23 protein-coding genes are annotated in these 23,643 nt (G+C 63.1%); 11 read left to right on the top strand and 12 right to left on the bottom strand.

Annotation, left to right across the window (positions count from 1 at the left end; all coding sequences use genetic code 11):
* Positions 1-124: 124 nt before the first annotated feature.
* The 8 genes from ACA046_RS12905 to gspG all read right to left on the bottom strand — a co-directional run bounded on the left by ACA046_RS12905 (position 125) and on the right by gspG (position 10,733).
* Positions 125-1,348 (bottom strand): substrate-binding domain-containing protein, encoded by a 1,224-nt coding sequence (locus ACA046_RS12905; RefSeq protein WP_497676695.1) that lies wholly within the window; start codon positions 1,346-1,348, stop codon positions 125-127.
* A 482-nt stretch (positions 1,349-1,830) separates the two neighbouring features.
* Positions 1,831-3,042 (bottom strand): type II secretion system inner membrane protein GspF, encoded by a 1,212-nt coding sequence (gspF, locus tag ACA046_RS12900; RefSeq protein ID WP_459028217.1) that lies wholly within the window; start codon positions 3,040-3,042, stop codon positions 1,831-1,833.
* Entirely contained in the window at positions 3,042-4,460 is a 1,419-nt protein-coding gene (gene gspE / locus ACA046_RS12895) for a type II secretion system ATPase GspE (protein ID WP_459028215.1), read from the bottom strand. Before gspE ends, gspF begins: the two co-directional genes overlap by 1 nt.
* Before the next feature lie 923 nt (positions 4,461-5,383).
* On the bottom strand, positions 5,384-7,708 hold the full coding sequence (gene gspD, locus ACA046_RS12890; RefSeq protein ID WP_497676694.1) for a type II secretion system secretin GspD: 2,325 nt from the start codon (positions 7,706-7,708) through the stop codon (positions 5,384-5,386).
* Complete coding sequence (locus ACA046_RS12885; protein WP_497676693.1) at positions 7,705-8,229, bottom strand: type II secretion system protein M; 525 nt, start codon at positions 8,227-8,229, stop codon at positions 7,705-7,707. Before ACA046_RS12885 ends, gspD begins: the two co-directional genes overlap by 4 nt.
* Positions 8,222-9,343: a type II secretion system protein GspL gene (gene gspL / locus ACA046_RS12880; RefSeq protein ID WP_497676692.1), complete on the bottom strand. Its 1,122-nt coding sequence runs from the start codon at positions 9,341-9,343 to the stop codon at positions 8,222-8,224. Before gspL ends, ACA046_RS12885 begins: the two co-directional genes overlap by 8 nt.
* The gene (gspK, locus tag ACA046_RS12875) at positions 9,340-10,287 is read right to left on the bottom strand and encodes a type II secretion system minor pseudopilin GspK (protein ID WP_459028207.1); all 948 of its coding nucleotides are present in this window, start codon (positions 10,285-10,287) and stop codon (positions 9,340-9,342) included. The genes gspL and gspK overlap by 4 nt, the downstream gene beginning before the upstream one ends.
* An 8-nt stretch (positions 10,288-10,295) precedes the next feature.
* A complete protein-coding gene (gene gspG, locus ACA046_RS12870) occupies positions 10,296-10,733 on the bottom strand; it encodes a type II secretion system major pseudopilin GspG (RefSeq protein WP_459028205.1) in 438 nt (145 codons plus the stop codon).
* 148 nt (positions 10,734-10,881) lie between these two features.
* Between gspG and gspI the strand changes: the two genes are divergently transcribed.
* Positions 10,882-11,280 (top strand): type II secretion system minor pseudopilin GspI, encoded by a 399-nt coding sequence (gspI, locus tag ACA046_RS12865; protein ID WP_167663938.1) that lies wholly within the window; start codon positions 10,882-10,884, stop codon positions 11,278-11,280.
* Here gspI and ACA046_RS12860 read toward each other — a convergent pair.
* Positions 11,267-11,698: a type II secretion system protein N gene (locus ACA046_RS12860; protein WP_497676691.1), complete on the bottom strand. Its 432-nt coding sequence runs from the start codon at positions 11,696-11,698 to the stop codon at positions 11,267-11,269. The two genes, gspI and ACA046_RS12860, sit on opposite strands and share 14 nt — an antisense overlap.
* An 85-nt stretch (positions 11,699-11,783) precedes the next feature.
* Between ACA046_RS12860 and gspH the strand changes: the two genes are divergently transcribed.
* Together gspH and ACA046_RS12850 are read left to right on the top strand one after the other, a co-directional pair.
* Entirely contained in the window at positions 11,784-12,236 is a 453-nt protein-coding gene (gene gspH / locus ACA046_RS12855; protein WP_497676690.1) for a type II secretion system minor pseudopilin GspH, read from the top strand.
* Complete coding sequence (locus tag ACA046_RS12850) at positions 12,229-12,825, top strand: type II secretion system protein GspJ (RefSeq protein WP_497676689.1); 597 nt, start codon at positions 12,229-12,231, stop codon at positions 12,823-12,825. Before gspH ends, ACA046_RS12850 begins: the two co-directional genes overlap by 8 nt.
* 876 nt (positions 12,826-13,701) lie before the next feature.
* On the opposite strand, the gene ACA046_RS12845 is transcribed toward ACA046_RS12850, so the two are convergent.
* Genes ACA046_RS12845 through ACA046_RS12835 form a run of 3 tightly spaced genes read right to left on the bottom strand, consistent with a single transcriptional unit; the run spans position 13,702 to position 15,883 of the window.
* Positions 13,702-14,628, bottom strand: coding sequence for a FecR family protein (locus tag ACA046_RS12845; protein WP_459028197.1), 927 nt, complete (start codon positions 14,626-14,628; stop codon positions 13,702-13,704).
* 38 nt (positions 14,629-14,666) lie between these two features.
* Complete coding sequence (locus ACA046_RS12840) at positions 14,667-15,212, bottom strand: RNA polymerase sigma factor (RefSeq protein WP_010173483.1); 546 nt, start codon at positions 15,210-15,212, stop codon at positions 14,667-14,669.
* Positions 15,209-15,883 (bottom strand): secretin and TonB N-terminal domain-containing protein, encoded by a 675-nt coding sequence (locus ACA046_RS12835; protein ID WP_459028195.1) that lies wholly within the window; start codon positions 15,881-15,883, stop codon positions 15,209-15,211. Before ACA046_RS12835 ends, ACA046_RS12840 begins: the two co-directional genes overlap by 4 nt.
* 162 nt (positions 15,884-16,045) lie before the next feature.
* Between ACA046_RS12835 and ACA046_RS12830 the strand changes: the two genes are divergently transcribed.
* The 8 genes from ACA046_RS12830 to ACA046_RS12795 all read left to right on the top strand — a co-directional run bounded on the left by ACA046_RS12830 (position 16,046) and on the right by ACA046_RS12795 (position 23,626).
* The gene (locus tag ACA046_RS12830; RefSeq protein WP_167665542.1) at positions 16,046-16,357 is read left to right on the top strand and encodes a hypothetical protein; all 312 of its coding nucleotides are present in this window, start codon (positions 16,046-16,048) and stop codon (positions 16,355-16,357) included.
* Positions 16,358-16,493: 136 nt separating this feature from the next.
* The gene (locus ACA046_RS12825) at positions 16,494-17,348 is read left to right on the top strand and encodes a MurR/RpiR family transcriptional regulator (RefSeq protein WP_032898755.1); all 855 of its coding nucleotides are present in this window, start codon (positions 16,494-16,496) and stop codon (positions 17,346-17,348) included.
* A gap of 21 nt (positions 17,349-17,369) precedes the next feature.
* Entirely contained in the window at positions 17,370-17,912 is a 543-nt protein-coding gene (gene ddpX / locus ACA046_RS12820; RefSeq protein WP_177027097.1) for a D-alanyl-D-alanine dipeptidase, read from the top strand.
* Between the two features lie 118 nt (positions 17,913-18,030).
* Positions 18,031-19,581 (top strand): ABC transporter substrate-binding protein, encoded by a 1,551-nt coding sequence (locus ACA046_RS12815; protein ID WP_497676688.1) that lies wholly within the window; start codon positions 18,031-18,033, stop codon positions 19,579-19,581.
* A 188-nt stretch (positions 19,582-19,769) separates the two neighbouring features.
* Positions 19,770-20,786 carry an ABC transporter permease gene (locus ACA046_RS12810; protein ID WP_017475340.1) on the top strand — a complete coding sequence of 339 codons (1,017 nt, stop codon included), beginning with the start codon at positions 19,770-19,772 and terminating at the stop codon, positions 20,784-20,786.
* 19 nt (positions 20,787-20,805) lie between these two features.
* Positions 20,806-21,687 carry a D,D-dipeptide ABC transporter permease gene (gene ddpC, locus ACA046_RS12805; protein WP_032868129.1) on the top strand — a complete coding sequence of 294 codons (882 nt, stop codon included), beginning with the start codon at positions 20,806-20,808 and terminating at the stop codon, positions 21,685-21,687.
* A complete protein-coding gene (locus ACA046_RS12800) occupies positions 21,684-22,679 on the top strand; it encodes an ABC transporter ATP-binding protein (RefSeq protein ID WP_497676687.1) in 996 nt (331 codons plus the stop codon). The genes ddpC and ACA046_RS12800 overlap by 4 nt, the downstream gene beginning before the upstream one ends.
* The gene (locus tag ACA046_RS12795) at positions 22,676-23,626 is read left to right on the top strand and encodes an oligopeptide/dipeptide ABC transporter ATP-binding protein (RefSeq protein ID WP_017475343.1); all 951 of its coding nucleotides are present in this window, start codon (positions 22,676-22,678) and stop codon (positions 23,624-23,626) included. The genes ACA046_RS12800 and ACA046_RS12795 overlap by 4 nt, the downstream gene beginning before the upstream one ends.
* The last annotated feature ends 17 nt before the right edge of the window (positions 23,627-23,643 follow it).

Below are 23,643 nucleotides of genomic sequence, written 5' to 3'. Positions count from 1 at the left end.
CGGTTGGCGCGGGGCGCGACTGAACTTCTGTCATCGAAAGTTCACATGAGGCTGTTAACGCAAAAAAATCAGCAACGGCACAGGCCGTTGCTGATCGGTGTTGCTGGGTGGTTGAACGCTTGGGTTACAGCGGACGACCAATGGCGTTGCAGATGTTGGAGTTGCCGATGCTCAGGTTGCTGCTGGCGGTGAGGAACGTGTCGTTGATCGCGGTTTTCCAGGTGGTTGGCAGTGGCACGAAGCGGTTGTTGCGGATGGCCGCATCGTTGCTGCTGAACGCGCTGGTGTTGTAGTGACGGGTGAAGAATGTACGGACCTGGGAGGTCTGGTTAGCGTCGGCGTAGCACTGGCTGAACACCACGTTGGTGAAGCCCAGGATTGGGTAACCGGTGCTTGGGTAGGCGACTACGCTTGGGTCGGTAGCGCTGGTGGTAGCCGCAAACACAGGGACCCAGTTGTTTGGCAGGGAACGGTTGGCGATGGCAGGTACAGCCACAGCACCGATGGCCGCCGACACGTTGGCTGGAGCAGGCGAAACACCGGCAACGGTGGCAACCTTGGTGGCGTCATCCAGGCCGGCCAAGGTAGCTGCTGCGTAATCCGGGCTCATGTAAGTGACGCGGCCTTCAGCAGCATTCAGCGTGCTCATTACGCCTGCGCTGGTGTCGGTGAAGAAACCACCGGCCGGGTTGGCTTGTTGCAACGGGTTGAGGGCGCCCGCCGGCAAGCCGCCGGAGAAGCTGCTGCCGAAGGCCTGGGTCACGGCGAAGGTGCCGCCTTCCAGGGCCGGGCTGCACTTGGCGTTCAGGAAGCGCGTGAACAGTTCGGTGGTGCCGCTGTTCTCTTTGCGGTAAATAACGGTGATCGGGCCGGTACGGCCGGAATTGGGAATCAGGTCCCAGGTGGTCAAGCGACCCGAGAACACACCGCACAGGTCATTGACACTGAGGTTGACTTTCGTACCGGCTGTACCGGTCTTGTTGAACGGAATGGCCACCGAAGTGGCCACCGAAGGCACCTGGATCAGCGGGCCCCAGGCAGCGCCATGGGCAGACACATAGTTGCTCAGCTCGGTTGAGGACAGCTTGGAATCGCTACCTGCCCAGTGCACGTTCTTGCCGGTGACGGTGGCGTCCAGCTTGCTGTAGTCGTTGTTCAGAAAGGCAGCCTTGCCGTTGCCGCTGCCCACACCGATGTACGGGGCGAAACCGGCAGTCAATACGCCGGAGGTCTGGTACAGCGGTTGCGGCAAGGTGGCGCCGCCGCCGTTGACGTCAGCCATAGCAGCCTGGGCCGAGCACAGTGCAGCGAGGGTCATGGATACCGCGAGAACGTTGCGCTTAAACATGAAGAAGCTCCTTTCGTCGTGTTTGTACGTTGGGGTAGATGACGCTATGGCTTCGGTCCCGTGCCGTGGTTCGGGGGTAGCGAGGGGTGAGGCCATGGGTATGAAATTTCGCAGCATCCGATGACAGCAAAAGGAAAAAACCTCGGGAGGAACGGCTTGATTTTTAAAAAGATTCTCGGGTGTTTTGGTCATGCTTTTGAACGGTTTTGAGGTGAGGTGACAGCGAGGTTTCAGCCCGGATTTCGAGTGCCGGGCTGGAGGCGTTACGGGCCGTGTGGCGAGGTTGGGCAGATGACAGAATGAGGAACCCGAGGTTGTGACCCGCGTGTCAGGCGCACGAAAAGAGTGTTGAAGAAACGCAGTTCAAAGGTGGGAGCGGGCTTGCTCGCGAAAGCGGTGGATCAGTCGGCACATGTGTTGACTGACACACCGCTTTCGCGAGCAAGCCCGCTCCCACATTTTTGACCGCGTTTCGCCAGCGACTAGGTCACCAGTTGGTTGATTTCGATAATGGGCAGCAGTACGGCCATGACGATGACCAACACAACGGCGCCCATCACCACGATCATCAATGGCTCAAGCAACGCCGTCATGCCCATCGCCCGGCGCTCGATATCCCGGGACAATGTTTGCGCCGCACGCTCAAGCATCGGCGGCAGCGACCCGGTTTTTTCGCCGCTGGCGATCAGGTGGATCAGCACCGGCGGAAAGACTTTTTCCACCGCCAGCGCCGGCGCCAGGTTGACGCCCTCGCGAACCTTGGCGGTGGCGTCCGTAACGCACTGACTCAGGCGGTCGTTGGACAGCGTCTGTCGCGCGGCTTCCAGCGCCCGCAACAACGGCACACCCGCCCCGCCGAGAATGGCCAGGGTCGAGGCAAACCGTGCGGTATTGAGCCCCAGCACAAAGCGCCCGATCAGCGGCAAGCGCAGCACCCGGCTGTGCCAGTTCAACCGCGCCACGGGGTTGCGCAGGTACAGGCGCCAGCTCCAGAAACCACCCACGATCCCGGCAAAACACAGCCAGCCCCAGGCGCGGATAAAGTCACTGGCGTTGAGCATCGCCAGGGTCAGCCCTGGCAGGTCCTGGCGGGCTTGGGAAAACGCGCTGACCACCTGCGGCACCACATAGCTGAGCAGGAAAATCACGATGCCGATGGACACCAGCCCCACCACGCCCGGGTAGATAAACGCCGTGAGGATCTTGCCCCGCAGGTTGTTGCGCTCCTCGATGTAATCGGCCAGGCGCTCCATGACTTGCGCCAAGTCGCCGGACTCCTCCCCCGCCGCGATCAGCGCTCGGTAGATCGAGGGGAAATCCCGGGGCCGTGCGGCCAATGCATCGGCCAGGCGCATGCCACTGCGCACATCGGCGCGCACCGCGCTCAAGGTCTGGGCGATGTGTTTTTTCTCGGCTTGCTCCACCGTGGCGCTCAACGCCGCCTCCAGTGGCAAGCTCGCACCGAGCAGGCTCGCCAGTTGCCGCGTGGCCCAGGCCAGGTCGTTGTCCGAGAGCTTGGCACCGAACCGGCTGCCGCCGCCGGTTTGCGGGTTGTTGCTCTCGATCTGCACCCGCAAGGCCGTCAGGCCACGGCTGCGCAGGTGGGCAAAGGCGCCGCTCTGGCTGTCGGCCTCAAGGTGCCCGGACTCCAGTTTGCCGGTAGCGTCAGCGGCTTCGTAGCGGTATCGGTTCATCAGGCGTCCCGTGTTACGCGCAGGATTTCTTCGGGAGCGGTGGCGCCGCTGCGCACCCAACGTTCGCCGTCTTCGCGCATGCTGAACATACCGGCGCGGCGTGCAGCGGCTCTCAGGTCTTGTTCGCCGGCGCCCTGGTGAATCAGCCCGCGCAGCTCGTCATCGATGCAGAACAATTCATGGATGCCGGTACGGCCGCTGTAGCCGATCTGGTTGCACTGCGCACACCCGAGCGGTCGCCAGGTGCCGGGCGCCGCCGGGTCTTCCTGCTTGCAGTGCGGGCACAGGCGGCGCACCAGGCGCTGGGCCAATACGCCGAGCAAAGAGGACGCCAGCAGGAACGGTTCGACGCCCATGTCGATCAGGCGGTTGACCGCCGAGACGGCATCGTTGGTGTGCAGGGTGGCGAGTACCAGGTGACCGGTGAGCGAGGCCTGGACGGCGATTTGTGCGGTCTCCAGGTCGCGGATTTCGCCGATCATGATGATGTCCGGGTCCTGGCGCAGGATTGCGCGCAGGGCCAGGGCGAAGGTCATGTCGATCTTGGCGTTGACCTGGATCTGGCTGATGCCCGGCAGGTCGTATTCCACCGGGTCTTCGACGGTGAGGATGTTGCTGGTGCTGGCGTCCAGCCTTGCCAGGGCGGCGTAGAGGCTGGTGGTCTTGCCACTGCCGGTGGGGCCGGTGACCAGCACAATGCCGTGGGGTTGGCGGATCAGGCTGTCGAGTTTGCCGAGCACGGCGGGGTCCATGCCGAGGGTTTCCAGTTGCAGGCGGCCGGCTTGTTTGTCCAGCAGGCGCATCACCACGCGTTCGCCATGGCCGGTGGGCACGGTGGAGACGCGAATGTCGATGGGGCGACCGGCGACGCGCAGGGCGATGCGGCCGTCCTGGGGCAGGCGTTTTTCGGCGATGTCGAGTTGGGCCATGATCTTGATGCGTGAGACCAGAGCGCCGTGCAGGGCTTTGCGCGGGGACACGACATCGCGCAGGGTGCCGTCGACGCGGTAGCGCACCACGGAGTGGGTTTCGTAGGGTTCGATGTGGATGTCACTGGCTTCGTCGCGGGCGGCCTGGGTGAGCAAGGCGTTGATCATGCGGATCACTGGGGCGCCGTCCTGGGTGTCGAGCAGGTCGGTGATTTCGGGGATGTCTTGCATGAGGCGGTCGAGGTCGACTTCGTTTTCGGCGGCGCCCACCACGGCGGCGGCGCTGCCGGTGTCGGCGTAGGCGCTGGCCAGGAGGCCGTCGAGTTCGTCGTCGCGCACCTGGATGAGGTGGGTTTGGCCGAACTGGCGGTGGACTTCGCTGATGGACCAGCCGGGGGTTGAGGGGCAGATGGTCAGCGTCGGGCCCTGGGTTCCCGGGTGAAGGAGGATGCGTTGGGATTTGGCCCAGGCGTAAGGCAGGAGGCTCATGCTTTTTGGCTTCGTTTGGTTGAGTACATATCCATTCCTTCGGTTACGGCTTCGATTGGTTCCGCTCTTACAGCGGCTCACTTTTGAACAGCGCAAAAGTAAGCAAAACGCTCTTGCCCCACCACTCGGCACCTCGCCTGGGCTCGGTGTGCCCTCACTCCGGCTTTGGAGCGTGGGCCGCCGCGATGGGCCATCCTTGGCCCAGCGCGGCTAACCCGGCGTCCTGCCGGGTTACCCACGCTCCAAAGCCTGCGTTCGGCCAGCGTGGTTTAACGGGGCGCCTAAGATCAAGATCAAAAGCAGATCAACAGCACAGCGGCCTACCGGCCGGCTTGAGTGTGGTGAAGCAAAGGCTAAATCAAAATCTAAAGCGGGCACGGTCCAAATGTGGGAGCGGGCTTGCTCGCGAAGGTCGTTAACGATGACGCGGGCATCCTGATTCAACGCGGCGTTCTCAGGTTTTTCGCGAGCAAGCTCGCTCCTACAGAAAAGCAGCTCTGCTTTTGCTTCTAACACTCAAGCCGGCCTGTAGGCCGCTGTGCTCTGGCTTTTGATCTGCTTGTGATCTTGATCTGCGGGCCCCGTCAACCACGATGGCCGCAAGCAGGCACGGTGGAGCGGGTAAATCGGCAGGGAAGCCGATTTAGCCGCGCCGGGCCATGGATGGCCCGTCGCGGCGGCCCGCGGAATCGGGCCGGAGTGCGGGCATGCCGAGCCTAGGCGAGGCACCGAGTGGTGGGGCAAAGACCTTTTGGTTACTTTTGGGGCGTTTGCCAAAAGTGACCCGCTGTAAGAGCGGAACCCTAAGTGGCCGTTACCGCAGCAACGGATATGTACTCCGCTCAAAAATAAAAATCGTCTACCAGGCCCCCATCGCAGCCTCGCTAAAGCTCGACAGCTCCCACAGGAGTACGCCATAGCCCTCACTGCCGTGCACTCCCGGAAACCGGCACCGCCCGAATCACCGCCCGAGGCCCCAAATCGGGAATCGCCTTATCCACCGAAGGCAACTGCGGCGCCTGCACATCCGGCAGCGCCCAACTGCGCTCCGGCTGCAACCCACCCTGAGCCCTGCGCATAAACTCATAACGATTCAGCGTAATACTGCGCCCCGCCCCACTGTCGCGAATAATGTAAGGCCGCAAAAACACCATCAAATTCGTCTTCGTCACACTGCGCTTTTCATTCCTGAACAACGCCCCCAACCCGGGAATATCCGACAACCACGGCACCGCGTCATTACTCTGGCTATACCCATCCTGCAACAACCCGCCGAGCACCATGATCTGCCCGTCATCCAGCAAAATACTCGTATCAATCGCCCGCTTGTTCGTCACCGTCCCGGCATCCACCGAAGCCCGCGGGTCAACACTGCTGACCTCCTGATAAATATCCAGCTTCACCGTCCCACCCTCGGAAATCTGCGGCCGCACGTTCAACTTCAGCCCCACCTCTTCCCGCTGCACCGTCTGGAACGGGTTATTGCTGGTCCCGCCGCCACCGGTCACATAACTGCCAGTGACGAAAGGAATCGTCTGCCCCACAAAAATACTCGCCGCCTCGTTATCCAGAGTCAGCAGGTTCGGCGTCGACAACACATTGGTTCCGCCCTTGCTCTTCAACGCCCGAGCCAACACCTTGAGGTCCAGCACCTTGCCAATCCCCGGAATATCCACCGTGCCGTCCACCAGCCCGATGTTCAAACCCTTGGGCAGCACATCAATGCTGGTCTTGCTGGTGGGCGTTCCGTTCAAGCCGCTGCCCCCCAAATTCACGCCGCCAAAGCCACCCTTCCCGCCCAGGTTCCCCGCCTGCCACTGCACCCCGAACTCGCTGGCATCGTCCTCGCCCACTTCGACGATCAGGCTCTCGATCACCACCTGGGCGCGACGCTGGTCCAACATGTCGATCACCTCCCGCAGGTTGCGATACAACGGATCCGGTGCCGAAATCAGCAAGGTGTTGGTGGTGGCGTCCGCCTGGATGGTCACACCACCGGCGCTGAACGCGGTGTTCTGGTCGCTGGAGGACGAAGCACCGGCGGCACTGGTGTCTTGCCCATAACCGCTGGGCTGGGCAGTGCCGCTGCCGGTGGGGGTGCCGCTGCTGTTCTGGGGGCTGCCCTGGCCGGTCTGGGTGTTGCCGCCCATGCTGCTCAGTTTGCCCCGTGCATTGTCACTGGTACCGGTGTCGCTTTCGCCCGTGAGCAAGCCCCGCAGCGACTGCGCCAACTTGCCAGCCTGGGCGTTGCGCAGGTACACCACGTGCATATTGCTCGGGTTGCTCTGGGCGTTGTCCAGCTTGTAGATCAGGTTGCGCGCCAGCTCGGTGCGCTCCGGGCTGCCGGCGCGGATGATGATGGAGTTGGAACGCGGGTCACCGATCACGCTGATTTTCTGGGTCTGGTCGGCGCCCTGGGTTTCGAGGAGTTCCGAGACCATGGCGGCGATGTCCACGGCGATGCCGTTCTGCACTTTCACCACGTCGGTGTCGATGGCGCTCGGGGTGTCGATGCCGTCGATGATCTGGGCCACTCGCGCGAGGTTTTCCGCGTAGTCGGTGATGACGATGCTGTTGTTGCCGGGGTAGGCGTTGATCGGGTTGTTCGGCGACACGATGGGGCGCAGCACCGGGATCAGGTTTACCGCGTTTTCGTATTGCAGGCGGAAGGTGCGGGTCTGCATGCCCTGCCCGCCCGGGTTGGCGCCGCTGTAGATCGGCCCGCCCAACAGCTTCGCGTCTGCCTCCGGCACCACCTGGGCCACGCCGCCCACATCGACCACGCTGAAGCCCTGCATGCGCAGCACCGCCAGCAACATGTCGTAGGCCTGATGCGCCGGTACCTGGCCCTCGCTGACCAGGGTCAGGTTGCCTTTCACCCGTGGGTCAACCAGGAATTGCTGGCCGGTGGCGCGGGATAAGGCGCGCACCACGGCCTGGATGTCGGCGTCGACGAAGTTCAGTTGCACCGGTTGATCACCCAGCGGGTTGCGCGCCTTGGCCGGGGCGGCGGCGTGGCTGCGGGCGCTGTTGGTCACCGGGTGTTGCACTCGGGGTGGCGGCACCGGTTCGCGCTGGCGATCCAACGGTGTGTCGCCGCTGCGCCGGGTGTCGGCCAGGGGTTGGCCGAGTTCGCTGTCCACCAGCAGCGGCGTGGGCGATTGGGGATTGCTGCACGCTCCCAGCGCCAGCAATAGCAAAGGAGCGACCTTGCGATAAGGCGCAGCGTTGGGCAATGACCACTTCATGAAGCTTCCTTAGCGCCAGGCGCCTGATCCATGCGAACGGTCCCGGACAAAGTGCCGGCCGAGTTTGAAGGGGTGGCAGCGCCTGCGCGTTGCAGGCGGGCCTCGGAGACTTCCAGGGAGAACGGTCGGGGGTTGGCCAGCAGCCAGTCGATCACGGCATCCGCCGGGGCCTCCTCGAGGGTCAGGCTCCAACTGCCGGTGTCCTGCGCCTGCAATTGATAGCGGCCCTGTAGTCCGGCGTTGTCGAGGGACTGGTGCAAGGCGGTTTCCAGGTCACTGCTGCGCGGGGCTGCGGCGACACCCTGCAGCAGCACCTGCAAGGCCTCGGCCTGGCTGCGCAGTTTCGGGGTTTCGGCTTGCCAGTATTCGATCTTCTTCAGCGGTGGCTGGATCAACAGCAACCAGGTCAACAGACCCGCCAGCACCAGGCCGGCACCCACCAGCAGACGTTTTTCACGTACGGCCAGGCCATTCCAGAACACCTGGGCCTGGCTGCGCAGAAGCTGCCAGCGCTTATTCATCTTCGGCCTCGTCGTCCGCATCGTCTGTATCGGCTTCAACGCGCTCGCCGAGCGGGCCGATGGTCCAGCCCTGGTCGTCGCGGGTGGCGCCGAACCCGGCCTGGGCCAGCAGCGCCTGCCCGTCAGCCGCCAGCGTCGGGCTGCGGGTATCGGGCAGCAGGCTGACCTGCAGGCGGCCTTGTTCGTAGGTCAGGCGCTCGACAGCGCCCGCCATGGACGGCAGGCTGCTGCCCGCCAGCGCGAGCAAGCCGGGGAAACGTTGGCCAGGGTCGCTCGCGGCACCACTCTGGCGGGCAGCCAATTGCTGACGGGCTTGTTGCAGCGGGTTGAGAATCACCGGCAGCTCGGGGAAGGCCTGACGCACTTGCTGGTTCATCTGCGCCTTGAGGCGTTGGCCTTCGTCGACCTGGCGGGCGGCGTAGAGGTTCAGGCCCAGGGTCCAGATGGCGACCGCCAGCGCTGTGCACGCCGCCGCCCTGCCCCAGCCTCCGGTTGCCGCCTGCTGAAGCCGACCGTGCAAACCCCAGCCCGGCAATGGTCCACGCCAACGGGCATCGCCTGTCACTTGATGTACATCGACGCCGGTGGCGAGCAGATCATCCAGCGCGGGCTGTCCCAACGGATGCACCGCACCCTGCTGGACACTGAGGCGCAGCAGTAAATGCCCGTCGCTTAATGCCGCGCTTGGTTGCTCGCCGACCGGCAACGCATACGGCGCCGGGTACAGCCCGCGCACTTTGATTTTCAGCTGGGTGGTTATCCGGCCCAAGTGTTCAAGGCTGCTTTTGGGCAGCCAGCCCACCTGCACCAGGCCGCTGCTTTCCCGGGGACCGTGGGCCACATGCATCAAATCCACCGGGCCAAGGATCAATGCCTGGGCCGCACAGGTCACCGCGTCGTCGACCTTGGCGGAGGGCAATTGCGGCAGCTCCAGGCTGGTCAGCAGGCTGTCCCGCGGGTGCAGGAAAAACGCCGCCGGGTTATTCGCCAGTTGCGCCAGGCTGCTCTCGCCTTGCTGACTGACCTGCCCGGCGCGATCCAGCCAGGCGAACTGCACCGGGCTGTCGGTGGTGAGTTGATCCAGCGGCGGCAAGACAATGCGCAAACGCTTCATACGCCCACCCGCGACCAGATCACCTGGGGTTGGCGGTCTTCGGGGCGATACAGCAACGCCTCCAGCGTCACCCGACGCTGCTCGCGACGGGCCTGGCCCAGCACGCGAAACCACTCACTGGTGATGCCCACCTGCACCGTGTCCACCGCCACCTGTGGCATGCGCAACCGGTTGACGAAATCCCCGCGATTGATAAACCAGCGCCCGCCGTCACGCTCGGCCACCAGTGCCTGGGCCCGCGACAGGCTGAGCCCCGGCACCACGCTACTGAGCACCTCGGCGCTGGCGGTGTTGCCGTTGACCCAGGTATTGCCGGGCAGCACGCTGACGTAGCTCGCCATGCGTCGCAGCTGGCGCGGGTCGAGGCCTTCGATAGCGCTGAGGTCGGTGAGGCTTCGCAGCATCGGGTACTTGGCTGGAATCAATGGCGCCGCTGCACCGGGCGAGGTATCCCGGCTGCTGTTGAAACCGCCGGTGAGTGAGGTGCTGACCTCGCGTTGGTCGTATGAGTCGATCACCCGCCGGCTGATGCGGCGGCTCACGGCCGGGTCGATGCCGATCAATTGGCACAGACGTTCGAAGCTCTGCAATTGCACGGCGTCCGGGTGTTGCTGGGTAACCAGGTTGCGCAGGTTGAACTTGCCCTGCTCGTCTTCAATCCGCCCCTCGAAAGTACCGCCGAGGGGACGTGCCCACGGTTGATCGAGCCGGGTCAAGACGTCCTGGCGGCGTGCGTCCCACAGGATCTGGCGACTGGTTTCCAGGCCGCCATTCAACAACCATTGCCCCTGGATGCGCAGTTGTTCGGCTTCCAGGCTGCGGGTGAACACGGTCTGCCGGGTGAGCATGGCACCTGCAATCACCGCAACCACGGCCGCGATCAGCAAGGCGCTGATAATCGCCATGCCGCGTTGCTTCGCCGCTGGGGGCGAATGGCTGTTCATCGCCGGCCTTATAACTGCCAGGAGCCGATATCGGCATTCACGCCGTCACCATCGGGTTTCCCGTCGGCGCCGAGGGAGAACACATCCACTTCGCCGTTGGCCCCTGGGTTGAGGTAGTGATAAGGGTTGCCCCACGGGTCGTTGGGCAGGCGTTCGAGGTAGGCACGCCAGTTGCTGCTTTTCGCGTCTGCCGGGCGCTCCACCAGCACCTTCAAGCCCTGGTTCATGCTGGGATACGAGCCGTGGTCGAGGCGGTAGAGTTTCAGGGCCTGCATCAGCCCGCCAATGTCCTGTTTGGCGGCCGTGGCCCGCGCCTGGTCCGGGCGGTCGAGCACCTTGGGCACCACCAGCGCCGCCAGAATCCCCAGGATCACCACGACCACCATGATCTCGATCAGGGTGAAACCACGCTGCCTGCGTGGGGAGGTGAAGTGTGCGATATCCATCTCGACATTCCTTGGCTTGAGTGCATTTCGTGGCGCAGTGTTGCAAGAACACATGTCAGTCATGTTGAAAATCCTCGGGAGCTTTGGTCGCCAATCGGTCAACTGCGGGGGCTAGTCTGCGGGCCTGATTCCCGGTTTTGAGTACGCCATGGGCGGCCCCCGCAACGAGCAAGGTTTCACCCTGATTGAAGTGTTGGTGGCACTGGCGATCATCGCCGTGGCCATGGCCGCAGCCGTGCGCGTGGCCGGGTTGATGACCACCAGCAACGGCCTGCTGCGGGACAAGTCGATGGCGCTGCTGGCGGCCCAGAGTCGCCTGGCGGAACTGCGCCTGGAAGGTCGGGTGAACCCCGGGCGCAAGACCTTCGACTGCGACCAGGGCCGGCTGAAACTGCGTTGCGAACAGACCATCAGCAACGGACCGGATGGGCGCTTGTTCCAGGTCAGCGTACAAGTGCTGGACGCGACCCGTGAAGCGCCGCCCCTGGCGCGCCTGGAAACCTTGATGGGGCGCCCGCCGGTGAAGCGCCCGGTTACTGCCGAGTGAGGCTTGGCAAGGCCGGGCCGTCGGGCAACTTGTCGAGGGGCACTCGGATTTTTTCAGTACCACGTTCGATCTCCACACTATCGCCTTCAATGGCCGTCAGGCGCACGCCGGGACTTAGCCGCTCACCCAACAAAAAGCTGCGGGGCGGCCCGTCGTTGAGGCTGAGGATCGCCACCGCGCCACGGGCCCCGGCGAGCACCCCGGAGACCTTGATCTGCATTACCGCCGGAGTATTGGAAAACCACTGCACAGCAGGGTTGTCACTGCGGGCGGCCAATGCCTGGGGCGCGGCCTGCGGGGTGTGGGACTCGGCCGACGTGAGCAGCAATGGCGTCCAGGTCGCTACCCCCGCCAGCGCTGCCAGCAACGCCACGGCCTGGACACCGTGGGCGGGTGAAAAACGATGGGCGAATGCCATGGGCGGGACCTCCTGTTTGTCCGTTGCCTCAGGCTACAGAGCAATTCACACCTTTTTATTTCAGTGGTTGATCCGGGAGCAAAAAATGAAACAGCAGGGCTTCACGTTGATCGAGTTGATGGTGGTGTTGGTGATCATCGGCATCGCCAGTGCGGCCATCAGCCTGAGCATCAAGCCTGATCCGCTGCACCTGCTGCGCAAGGACGCGGAACGCCTGAGCCAGTTGCTGCAGGTGGCCCAGGCCGAGGCTCGCGCGGATGGCCGGGCGATTACCTGGAAGGCGGATGCCAAGGGGTTTCGCTTCAGCCGCGTTACGGATGATGGGTTGGGGTTGGAGAACTTCAATGGTGATCAGCAACTGCGTCCGCGGGCCTGGGACAGCACGCCGATGCAGGTGCGCATCGAGCCTGGGAAGAACCTGGTGCTGGATGCTGAATGGGTGAATCCGCCGATGCGGGTGGTGTTGTCGGATGGGCAGCACAGCCTGAGTCTGCAACGGGATGCGACGGGGTTGTTGCGGGTGGTGAGTCATGAGTGATCAGAAGGGTTTTACGCTGATTGAGGTGATGGTGGCGATCATGTTGATGGCGGTGGTCAGTGTGATTGCCTGGCGCGGGCTGGACAGTGTGACTCGGGCTGACCAGCATTTGCAGGCCAGCAGTGAGCAGACTGAGACCTTGTTGCGGGCGCTGAACCAGATGCAGCTGGATCTGAGTTTGCGCGCGGGGGTTGAGTTGGGGCCGCCGATTGGGGATGAGGCGCCGAAGCCTGGGGGGTTGGCGGCGGTGTCGGTGAGGAGTTCGGATAGCAAGGGGTTTCGGTTGGAGGTGATCCGGAGTGCTCCGGTTCCTGGGGATGGGTTGCAGCGGGTGCGGTGGTGGCTCAAGGGGGACACGCTGTATCGGGCGGCGGCACCGGCGCGGGATCGGTATCCGCTGCCGGCGCCCAGGGATGCGGTGGCGGTGCTTGGGCAGGTCAGGGATTTGCAGGTGCGGGTTTGGGATAAGGGGTGGCGGCAGTTGAGTGGGAATCGGCGGGATGAACCGCTGGGGATCGAGGTGGTTCTGGTGCGGGAGACGGGTCAGGGGGTGGAGCGGTATCGGCAGGTTTTGGGGCCCCTGCGGTAGGGCTTTTTTTGGGGGGGTGTGCATATCCGTTATTTGGGTGATTTTTGATATTGGTTCCGCTCTTACAGCGGGTCACTTTTGGAAAAGAGCCCCAAAAGTAACCAAAAGGGCTCTTGCCCCACCACTCGGCTCCTCGCCTAGGCTCGGAGTGCCCTCACTCCGGCTTTGGAGCGTGGGCCGCCGCGATGGGCCATCCTTGGCCCAGCGCGGCTAACCCGGCGTCCTGCCGGGTTACCCACGCTCCAAAGCCTGCGTTCGGCCAGCGTGGTTTAACGGGGCGCCTAAGATCAAGATCACAAGCAGATCAAGAGCACAGCGGCCTACAGGCCGGCTTGAGTGTGGTGAAGCAACAGCAACAGCCAAATCGAAAGCTAAAGCGGGCACGGTCCAAATGTGGGAGCGGGCTTGCTCGCGAAGGTCGTTAACGATGACGCGGGCATCCTGATTCAACGCGGCGTTCTCAGGTTTTTCGCGAGCAAGCTCGCTCCTACAGAAAAGCAGCTCTGCTTTTGCTTTTAACACTCAAGCCGGCCTGTAGGCCGCTGTGCTCTTGCTTTTGATCTGCTTTTGATCTGACTGCCCCATTCAGCCCGAGGCCGAACGCAGGTATTGCGGAGCGGGTAAACCGGCAGGACGCCGGTTTAGCCGCTCCGGGCCATGGATGGCCCGTCGCGGCGGCCCGCGGAGCAATACCGGAGTGAGGGAACACCGAGCCTAGGCGAGGTGCCGACAGGCGGGGTGCCGACAGGCGGGGCAGAGCGTTTTGGTTACTTTTGACTGGGCCGGCATTCCGGCTTTTCAAAAGTGACCCGCTGTAAGAGCGGAACCCTAAGCAGCCGTTACCGCAGCAACGGATATGTACACCGACAAAAAGCGCTAGCTCAACAAAACCACCCCCCCAGGCAACTCCGTACACTTAGCCCCATACGCATCGCGAATCAAAAGTGCCACCCCCGCCAACTGATGCAAACTAAACCGCGCCTGCACCCGCCGCTTGCCCAACTCCGCATTCATCAGCAGCAACATCCCCGGCCGATAGCGATTAATCTCATCCACCACCGTCGCCAACGTCGCGTTATCAAACACCAATACCTGCTCCCGCCAAGCCACCACCGCCTGCACATCCACCGCCACCGGCTCACCCACACCGCCAGCGTCATAAGTCAGTTGCCGCCCACCCTCAAGCCGAACCGTACGCCCGCCCACAGCCACCGACACCGCCCCATCAATGCACGTCACACACACACTGTGATCCGTATTGCGCACATTGAACCGCGCCCGAGCCGCACTCAACCATCCTCCACCGGCCTGAACCTGAAGCGGCATCGCAGCATTGGCAACCACCTCAACCTCCCCCTCTACCAACTCAATCCCACCCTCACGCCGGCTGATCCGCGTCTGGGTATTGAGCTCCAGCCGAACCCCCTCACTCAACTCCACCCGCCGCTGCTCCCCGACCTCGGTGCGGTAATCCGCCGTCAACCCGGCAAACCCACCCGGCACGGTAAACCGCACCATAAACACCGCCGCCGACGCCGCAATCGCCCCACCCAAAAACGCCCGCCGCCCAAAATGCCGCGGGCGGGAAAACTGCTCGGCGGCCGGTGCCAATTGCTGCCACAACACCTTGGCCTGCTCGAACGCCCGGGCATGCTCCGGACTCTGGGCGCACCACTGGCGCAACGCTTTGGCATCCGCAACGGTGGCCCGGCCCGAAGTCAGCAGCACCAGCCAGTCACGCGCTTCATCGTGCAGGGGGCTGTCTGGCACATTCCGGGCAGCGGGGAAGTTAAAAATGTTCAAGCGCGCAGGTACTCAACGGATTATCAGGGACTCAATCACTAAGACGGTTTTCCGGCCCCGGGACCGAACCGCTGGATCACTTTTCTTTCAAGGCGCTGCGCGCAGTGGCCCAGCCCGGCCTTGATTTCCTTTTCGACCATGCGCGTGGAAATCCCGAAACGCTTGGAGATTTCCAGGTGCGGCGCCTCTTCCAGACGCGCAGCGATAAGGATCTGGCGCCGCCGCGCAGGCAGTTCGTAGAGGGCCTTGAGCAAGGACTGGATTTCCCGCTGGCCACCCACCACCCGCGACGGGTCCTGGGCTTCATCGACGGTCTGCAGCAGCTCTTCGACTTCGCTGCCGGTCAGCAGCCGCGCATCCGCCTGGCGTCGGTCGGCGGCGATATTCAGGGCCATGCGGTACAGGTAGGCATTGGGTTGCGCCAGGTTCGGCGGCACGTCCATGCGGTCGACCCGCAGGTAGGTTTCGTGCAGCACGTCGTTGGCCAGGTCTTCTGACCCGAGGCGCTTGCGCAGGCGTACCTTGAAGTCCTCGTAGGACGCCAGGAACAGGCTGACCATCGTGCTGTGGCCGGTGTCTTTCATGCCCCGGAAACTCCTTCCCCTGCTGTGCATTCCATGCGTGTTCCTGTTGAATCGGGCATCAAAAGTAAGGTCACTGGCAAGCGCAATGAACTGGGCGCCGGGCGTTCGACACGGGTGGAGCCCAGGCCGCGTACCAGCGCTTCGTCACGCTGCAGGTCGCCAGTGGAACTGACCAGGCGGCTGTGTTCGATCACCCCGTCACCGTTGACCCACACCTGCACCAGCGCCCTAAAACTGCCGGGACGGGTCAGAGGCGAACGGCACAAACTGCGCTCGATCGCCTGCTGCAAGGCCGTGGCGTAGCTGTTGTTGATCCGTGCTGCATGGCCGGCCTTCAGCCCTCGGTTGGTTGCCGGCTGGCTGACCTCGGGGACTTGCAAGGTGAACGCATCGCTGCGGGCATAACGCGCCATCAAGCCACTCCCTGTCAGCAGCAGGCCCAGGGCTTGCTGCGCGCTGTAGCGGCCATGTACACCGATGGAACGCCGGCCCCGGGTCAATTCACGGTCCACCAGCACCGCCATGCCAGTGGCACGGCTGAACGCTTGGAGGGCGTTGTCCAGGTTCTGGGCAGGCAGGTCCAGGATCACTTCGGCGCGCACGCTTTGCGCCAGCCCCAACAGCAGAGCCAGGCAGCAGCCCGCGCGCCTCCAAGCCCCCCTGCTCAGCATCGCAACACGTCCGACATAGCCTACAAAACCGTCATCCTGAGGCCCGTTTATGAACCTGATGTTACGGTGCCAGCAAAAAAAACATCACGGTGACGGCCAGCCCGCTGCACTACACTTTTGCCCCATACCCGCCCATTTCCCAGGGCGCGCCAGGAGGCACTGATGAACCTGTTCCCGACCCTCGCCCGCCTGTTGCTGTGTGCAACCCTGCCGCTGATGGCCCACGCCGAAGGCGCTCCCAGTGGCTGCGCCGAGGTCAATGTGGATGGCTACAAGGCGCCGGACTATGGCTGCCTGAGCCAGCAAATGGGCAACAACCCGGACGCCGCAAAAGCAACGCAAAAGAACCAGGAAGCGCAGCAGGTGCCCATCGAAAAGCGCAAGCCGAACCAGATCGGGCTCTCTACGCCGGCGGCGACCAGCGTGCGCATGGGCAATACGTTCGGTACCTCGGTGAAACCTCAGCGACCTTGATCGCCGCTTGTCCCTCCCTGCATACCTGCTCGAAAAAAAGCCATTGTGTTATCGCGATTGCCGATGTTATGTTTCTAACAGTCAATCAAAATACGATATTCGAGTAACATCAATGACCGGTCTCCGCGAAAACGTCATGGATAAAAACAGCTTCCAGCGCACGCTGGAACAGCAGTTCCCGACGCTCACGCCCACCGGCAAGCGCATCGCTACTTACCTGCTGGGCAACCTGCAGCAGTTGCCATTCGAAACCGCCGACAGCATCGCGCAACAGGCTGGCACCACCGGGATTTCGGTGGGACGTTTTTTGCGAACCCTGGGTTATCGCAACCTCGATGACGTCAAGCAAGGCCTGCGTGGCGACCCGCAAGCATCCTGGCTGATCACCGACCGCCTGGGTGCCTTTCGCCAGGAGAACGATCAGGAAGACGCCCTCGACCGCTCCCTCAACCGCGAGATCGAAGCCATCCAGCACGTCTACGGCCTGGCCCGCAGCCAGGGTTTTGCCGATATCGTGCAGCACATCGTGGACGCCGACGCCGTGTTTATCCTCGGTATCCAGTCCACCCGGGGCATCCTCAACGCGTTCCACAGTCACCTGGAATACATTCGCCCCAAGGTCTATTACGTCGATGGCCTGTCGGGGATCTACGCCGAGACCCTGAACTCCGGCTTTGAAAAACCCTACGCCATCACGGCGGACTTCCGCGCTTATTCCAGCATCACCCCCACGTTCTGCGAGACCGCGAATGCCCAGGGTCTACCCTTGGCGCTGATCACCGATTTGCAATGCCCCTGGGCCCGGGACTACGACCTGGACCTGCTGCAACTGAAAACCGATGTTGGCCAGTTCTGGGACTCCATGGCGCCCCTGACGTGCTTGTTCAACCTGATGGTGTCCGCGGTCGCTGACCGCTACGGCGAGCGCCTGGACGCACGCCTGGCGAAAAACCGCGCCCTGCAACAGGCCTTCGGCCAGTTCGAATCCTGACCCTGGAAAGGAAATATTTGAGTGAATACCAGCCCATTGGTAGAAATCGCCCCACCGGAGTACCCGGTACAGGTCGACCTGATCTACGCCAGTGCCGACAACCTGGCAGGCACCGTGATCTACCGCAACGCCCGCTGCCTGCTGCACACTGAAGCGGCGGCCTGCCTGCGCAAGGCGAGCCTGTTGGCACGCCAGGCCGGCATGACCCTGCTGATCTACGACGCCTATCGGCCGGCCTATGCCCAGCAACTGTTGTGGCAAGCCCTGCCCAACCCGGACTACGTGCGCGACCCGCGCCTGGGCTCGCACCACACCCGCGGCGTGGCCGTCGACCTGACACTGATAGATGAACACGGCATACCCCTGGACATGGGCACGGCGTTTGATGCCATGGAGCCCAAGTCCCACCAGTTCTACCCCGACCTGCCGCCGCAGGTGCAGCGCAACCGCCTGCTGTTGTTGGGCATCATGCTCGGCGCCGGCTTCAAGGCGATTGCCACCGAGTGGTGGCATTACGAATTGCCGGACGCCGAACTTTTCCCATTAATTGAGGAGTCACACTGATCACACGGAACGTACCATCACAATAATGAGCAGCACCCTTTAGCTCCAACTGCCCGGTTATAGATTTCATAAAAATAAACCAACCCGCTTTTTCCTCTAAATAATCAAGGAAACCGGCATGACCCCAAGTAACCGCAAGACCCTCGCACTCTCCCTGCTGTGCGCCGCCCTGAGCCTGGGCGCGTGGCAATCGGCAAGTGCCGCCGCGCCCAAAGACACGCTGATGATCGGCAAGGCCGCCGACCCGCAAACCCTCGACCCGGCCGTGACCATCGACAATAACGATTGGGCGGTGACGTACCCGGCGTACCAGAAACTGGTGGCCTACAAAGTCGAAAACGGCAAGGGCAGCACCGACGTCAAGGGCGACCTCGCCGACAGCTGGACCACCTCGGCCGACGGCCTGGTGTGGGACTTCAAACTCAAGCCCGGCAACAAGTTCGATGACGGCGCCGAGGTCGACGCCAATGCGGTGAAGTTCTCGTTCGACCGCGTGATGCAGCTCAAGCAAGGCCCCTCGGGCGCGTTCCCGGATGACATGAAAGTCACCGTGGTCGACCCGCTCACCGTGCGCTTCACCCTGACCAAACCCTACGCGCCCTTCCTCTACACCCTCGCCCACAACGGCGCCGGCATCATCAACCCGGACGTGGTGAAACAGGGCGACGTCAACGCTTACCTCTCCACCCACACTGCCGGCTCCGGCGCATTCCGCCTGACCAACTGGCAAAAGGGCCAGAGCCTGACCCTGGAACCCAACACCTACTACGCCGGCGCCAAGCCCGCGCTGAACAAGGTGGTGATCAAGATCATCAGCGAAGCCTCGGTACGCCGCCTGCAACTGGAACGCGGTGACCTGGACATCGCCGAAGACATGCCCCAGGACCAGCTCACCAACCTGGCCAAAAAGAAAGACGTGGTGATCAAGGAGTTCCCGTCGCTGCGGGTGACCTACCTGTACCTGAACAACCAGAAAGCCCCGCTGAACAACCAGAACGCCCGCCAGGCAATCGTTGATGCGGTGGACTACAAAGGCATTGTCGAGGGCATCCTCAAGGGCCAGGCCAAGTTGATGAACGGGCCGATTCCCGCCGGCATGTGGGCCAATGACCCGAGCCTGCCATTGATGAAACAGGACCTGGACAGCGCCGGCGCCAACCTGAAGAAGCTCCCGACAAAAATCACCAACCTGAACTACATGTACTCCGACAAGGACCCGGACTGGGAATCCATCGGCCTGACCCTGCAAGCCAGCCTGGCGCCGCTGGGGATCAACCTGAAGATGGAAAAACTGGCCAACGCCACCATGCGCGAGCGCCTGGGCAAGGGTGACTTCGACGTGTCCATCGGCTCGTGGGCGCCGGACTTCTCCGATCCCTACATGTACATGAACTTCTGGTTCGACTCCTCCTTGCAAGGGCTGCCGGGCAACCGCTCGTTCTACAGCAACCCGGTGGTGGACAAGCTGATTCGCGATGCGGCGGCCAACAACGACACGGCCAAGCGCACCGAGCTGTACCAGGAAGCCCAAAAAATCGTGCTCAAGGACAGCGTGTACGCCTACCTCTATCAGAAGAACTACACCCTGCCGATGCGTGATTCGGTGAAGGGTTATGTGTTCCATCCGATGCTGGAGCAGGTGTTCAACGTGGCTGAGATCAGCAAGTAACTGCCGCTCCGGCGCCAATACACCCTGTGGGGAGAACGCTGTTGTGGCGAGGGGGCTTGTCCCCCGTTGGGCTGCGCAGCAGCCCTAAGTTCGCCACCGGGTTATTGGCCGGGAAAATGCTCTGATCTTGCTGGGGGCTGCTTCGCAGCCCAACGGGGGACAAGCCCCCTCGCCACAATGAGGTACTCATGGCCTTCCTGAATATGTTGCGCAAACGCCTGTTCGGCCTGATTTTGGTCGTCGTCGGCGTTTCGCTGATTACCTTTTGCATCTCCCACCTGATCCCGGGTGACCCGGCGCGCCTGATTGCCGGCGACCGGGCCAGCGACGCTATCGTCGAGAACATCCGTCATCAACTGGGCCTCGACCTGCCGCTGTACCAACAATATGGCCGCTACATGAGCGACCTGCTGCACGGCGACCTCGGCACGTCGATCCGCACCAGCCGCCCGGTGCTGGAAGACCTGAAAGCCTTCTTCCCCGCGACCCTGGAACTGGCGGTTGCCGCCCTGTTGCTCTCCGTATTGGTAGGCGTACCGCTTGGCGTGTTGTCAGCGGTGTATCACAACCGCGCCATCGACCAGATCGCCCGAACGCTGGCGGTCACCGGTATTTCTACCCCGGCCTTCTGGCTTGGCCTGGGCCTGATCGTGTTGTTCTACGGCCAACTCGGCTGGCTGCCCGGCAGCGGTCGGCTGGATGAAGGCCTCGAACCGCCACGCACCATTACCGGCTTCTACCTGATCGACTCGCTGCTGGCCGGCGATATCCCGCTGTTCCTGAATGCCCTGGAGCACTTGATCCTGCCCGCCGTCACCTTGGGTTTCGTCAACCTCGGCGTGGTCGCCCGGCAGATCCGTTCGGCGATGCTCGACCAGTTGGGCGAGGACTACATCCGTACCGCCCGTGCATACGGCCTGTCGCGCTGGGCGGTGATCCTGCGCCACGCCCTGCCCAATGCGCTGATCCCGTCGATCACCGTGCTCGGCCTGACCCTCGGTGACCTGCTGTACGGCGCCGTGCTCACCGAAACCGTGTTCGCCTGGCCGGGCATGGGCGCCTATGTGGTGAAGTCGATCCAGTCCCTGGATTTCCCGGCGGTGATGGGCTTCGCGATCATGGTGTCGTTTATTTATGTGCTGCTGAACATGCTGATCGACCTGCTCTACCGGGTGGTCGACCCACGCATCGGCGAGGTGAATTGAGATGACCGCACCCGTGACCATGCCCGTACCGGTACCCTTGGAGCAGCGCCCCACCTGGCGCGCGCGAATGGAGTACCTGGGCTATCAAATACGCCGCAGCCCGCTGACCATCGCCGGCCTGACCATCACCTTGATCGTGCTGATCTGCATGGCCTTCGCCCCGTGGTTGGCCAGCCATGATCCCAACGCTTTGAACCTGGCCCAACGCCTGGCCGAACCTTCCGCCGAGCATTGGTTCGGCACTGATGAAGTCGGCCGCGACCTGTTCAGCCGGGTGCTGTACGGCAGCCGCCAGTCGGTGGGCGTCGGCCTGTTCGTGGCGTTTTCATCCTGCCTGGTGGGCGGCTTGCTGGGTTGCCTGTCGGGGATTATCGGCGGGCGTTTCGACAGCCTGATCATGCGCCTGATGGACATCATGCTGTCGGTGCCGTCCCTGGTGCTGATCATGGCCCTGGCCGCAGCCCTGGGCCCGAGCCTGTTCAACGCGATGCTGGCGATCACCGTGGTGCGTATTCCGTTCTACGTGCGCCTGGCCCGCGGCCAAGCCCTGAGCATTCGCCAGATGGGCTACGTCAAGGCGTCCCAGACCTTCGGCGCCGGGCGCTGGCACATCGTGTCGTGGCACGTGGGCCGCAACGCCATGCCGCCGTTGCTGGTGCAGCTGAGCCTGGACATCGGCAGCGCGATCCTGATGGCCTCGGCCCTGGGTTTCATCGGCCTGGGTGCACAACAGCCCACCGCCGAATGGGGCGCGATGGTTGCCACCGGGCGCAATTTCATTCTCGACAACTGGTGGTACTCGACCTTTCCGGGGCTGGCGATCCTGGTCACCGCGACCGGTTTCAACCTGCTGGGTGACGGTGTTCGTGACCTGCTCGACCCACGGCAACAGGGGAAATGACCATGTCCAGTCCGGCAGTCCTTGCCATCGATAACCTGAGCCTGGAGTTCCCGGCTTACCGCAACAACGTCCAAGCACTCAACGGCGTGTCGTTACACGTCAACCCCGGCGAAGTGGTCGGCGTGGTGGGTGAGTCCGGCTCCGGTAAATCCGTGACCGCCATGCTCAGCCTGCGCCTGCTGCCGGAACGCAGTTACCGGATCACCGCCGGCAGCTTGCAGATGCTTGGCCGCGACATGCTCGGCGCCAGCGAAAAAGAGCTGTTGCAGATCCGCGGACGGGACGCGGCGATGATCTTCCAGGAGCCGATGACCGCGCTGAACCCGACCCGGCGCATTGGCCGACAGATGCTCGACGTGATCATCCACCACCAGCGCCTGAGCAAAGCCGCCGCCCGCGCCAAGGCCATCGCCCTGCTGCGGGACATGCACATCGCCGACCCCAAGCAAGTGCTCGACAGTTACCCTTTCGAACTCTCCGGCGGCATGCGCCAGCGGGTGATGATCGCCCTGGCGTTTTCCTGCGACCCACAGTTGCTGATCGCCGATGAACCCACCACCGCCCTCGACGTCACCGTGCAACGCCAGGTGCTGTTGCTCCTGCGGGAAAAAGCCCGGGCACGCGGCACCGCGATTTTGCTGATTACCCACGACATGGCGGTGGTCTCGCAGTTCTGCGACCGGGTCTACGTGATGTACACCGGCGCGGTGGTGGAAGAAGGCCCGACCGCCCAAGTGATGAGCGACCCGCGCCATCCCTACACCCAAGGCTTGCTCAGCGGTTTGCCGGAACAGGTGAAACCTGGCGACGACCTGCTGACCATCCCCGGCCAGGTGCCCAACCTCGCCGCCCTGCCCTCAGGCTGCACCTTTCGCGAACGCTGCCCCCAGGCCATGAGCCAGTGCATCGAGCGCCCGCGTCTGGATCTGATCAACCCTGCCGGCACCCGCAAAAGCGCGTGCTGGCTGACTGCCGGGGAGTCGGTGCAATGACAGTGCCTCAAGATTCACTGCTGGCCCTGCGGGATGTACGGGTCAAGTTCCCGGTGAAAACCGACTGGCTGGGCCGCCCGCGCGGTTATGCCCACGCCCTGAACGGCATCGACTTGCAGGTTCGCCGCGGGGAAACCCTGGGGATTGTCGGCGAATCCGGCTGTGGTAAAAGCACCCTCGCCCAACTGTTGATGGGCCTGGTCAAGCCCAGCGACGGCGAAGTCGACTGGGTCTACGAAAGCGCCCGGGAACGTCACCGCCATGTGCAGATCGTGTTCCAGGATCCGCAATCGTCCCTCGACCCGCGCCTGCCCATCTGGAAAATCATCACCGAGCCGCTGTTTGCCCTCGGCGATACGCCCAAGGGTGAAATGCGCACCATCGCTGCCAAGGTCGCCGCCCAAGTGGGCATCCGCGCCGAATACCTGGACCGCTACCCGCACCAGTTTTCCGGTGGCCAGCGCCAACGCATCGCCATCGCCCGCGCGCTCGCCTCCAATCCGAGCATCCTGGTACTGGACGAGCCGACCTCGGCCCTGGACATCTCGGTCCAGGCGCAAATCCTCAACCTGCTGGCAGAGCTGCAACGCCGACTGGGGCTGACCTACATCCTGATCTCCCACAACGTGTCCGTGGTGCGGCACATGGCCGACCGGGTGGCGGTGATGTACCTGGGGCAGATTGTGGAACTGGGGTGTGCCGAGCAAGTGCTGGAGCAACCGAAGCATCCGTATACCCAACTGCTGCTGGAGGCGGTGCCCAAGCTGGGGGTGGCGCTGGATGATGCGTATGTCAGTGCGCCCACCGAGTTGCCGGGGAACCGGGTGTTGCCGGGCGGGTGCTTTTTCCTTGATCGCTGCCCGCGCCGCACCCAAGGGTGCGAGCGGCCGCAGCGGTTGACCGGTGGGATGAGTCAGCAGGTGCGGTGTCATCTGGAACATCCGTGAGGCACGGTTAACAAAAT

The organism is Pseudomonas sp. LBUM1641, assembly GCF_059716235.1.
Note: the sequence above shows the minus strand (reverse complement) of the source record. Positions and strands in the feature narration are given on the sequence as shown.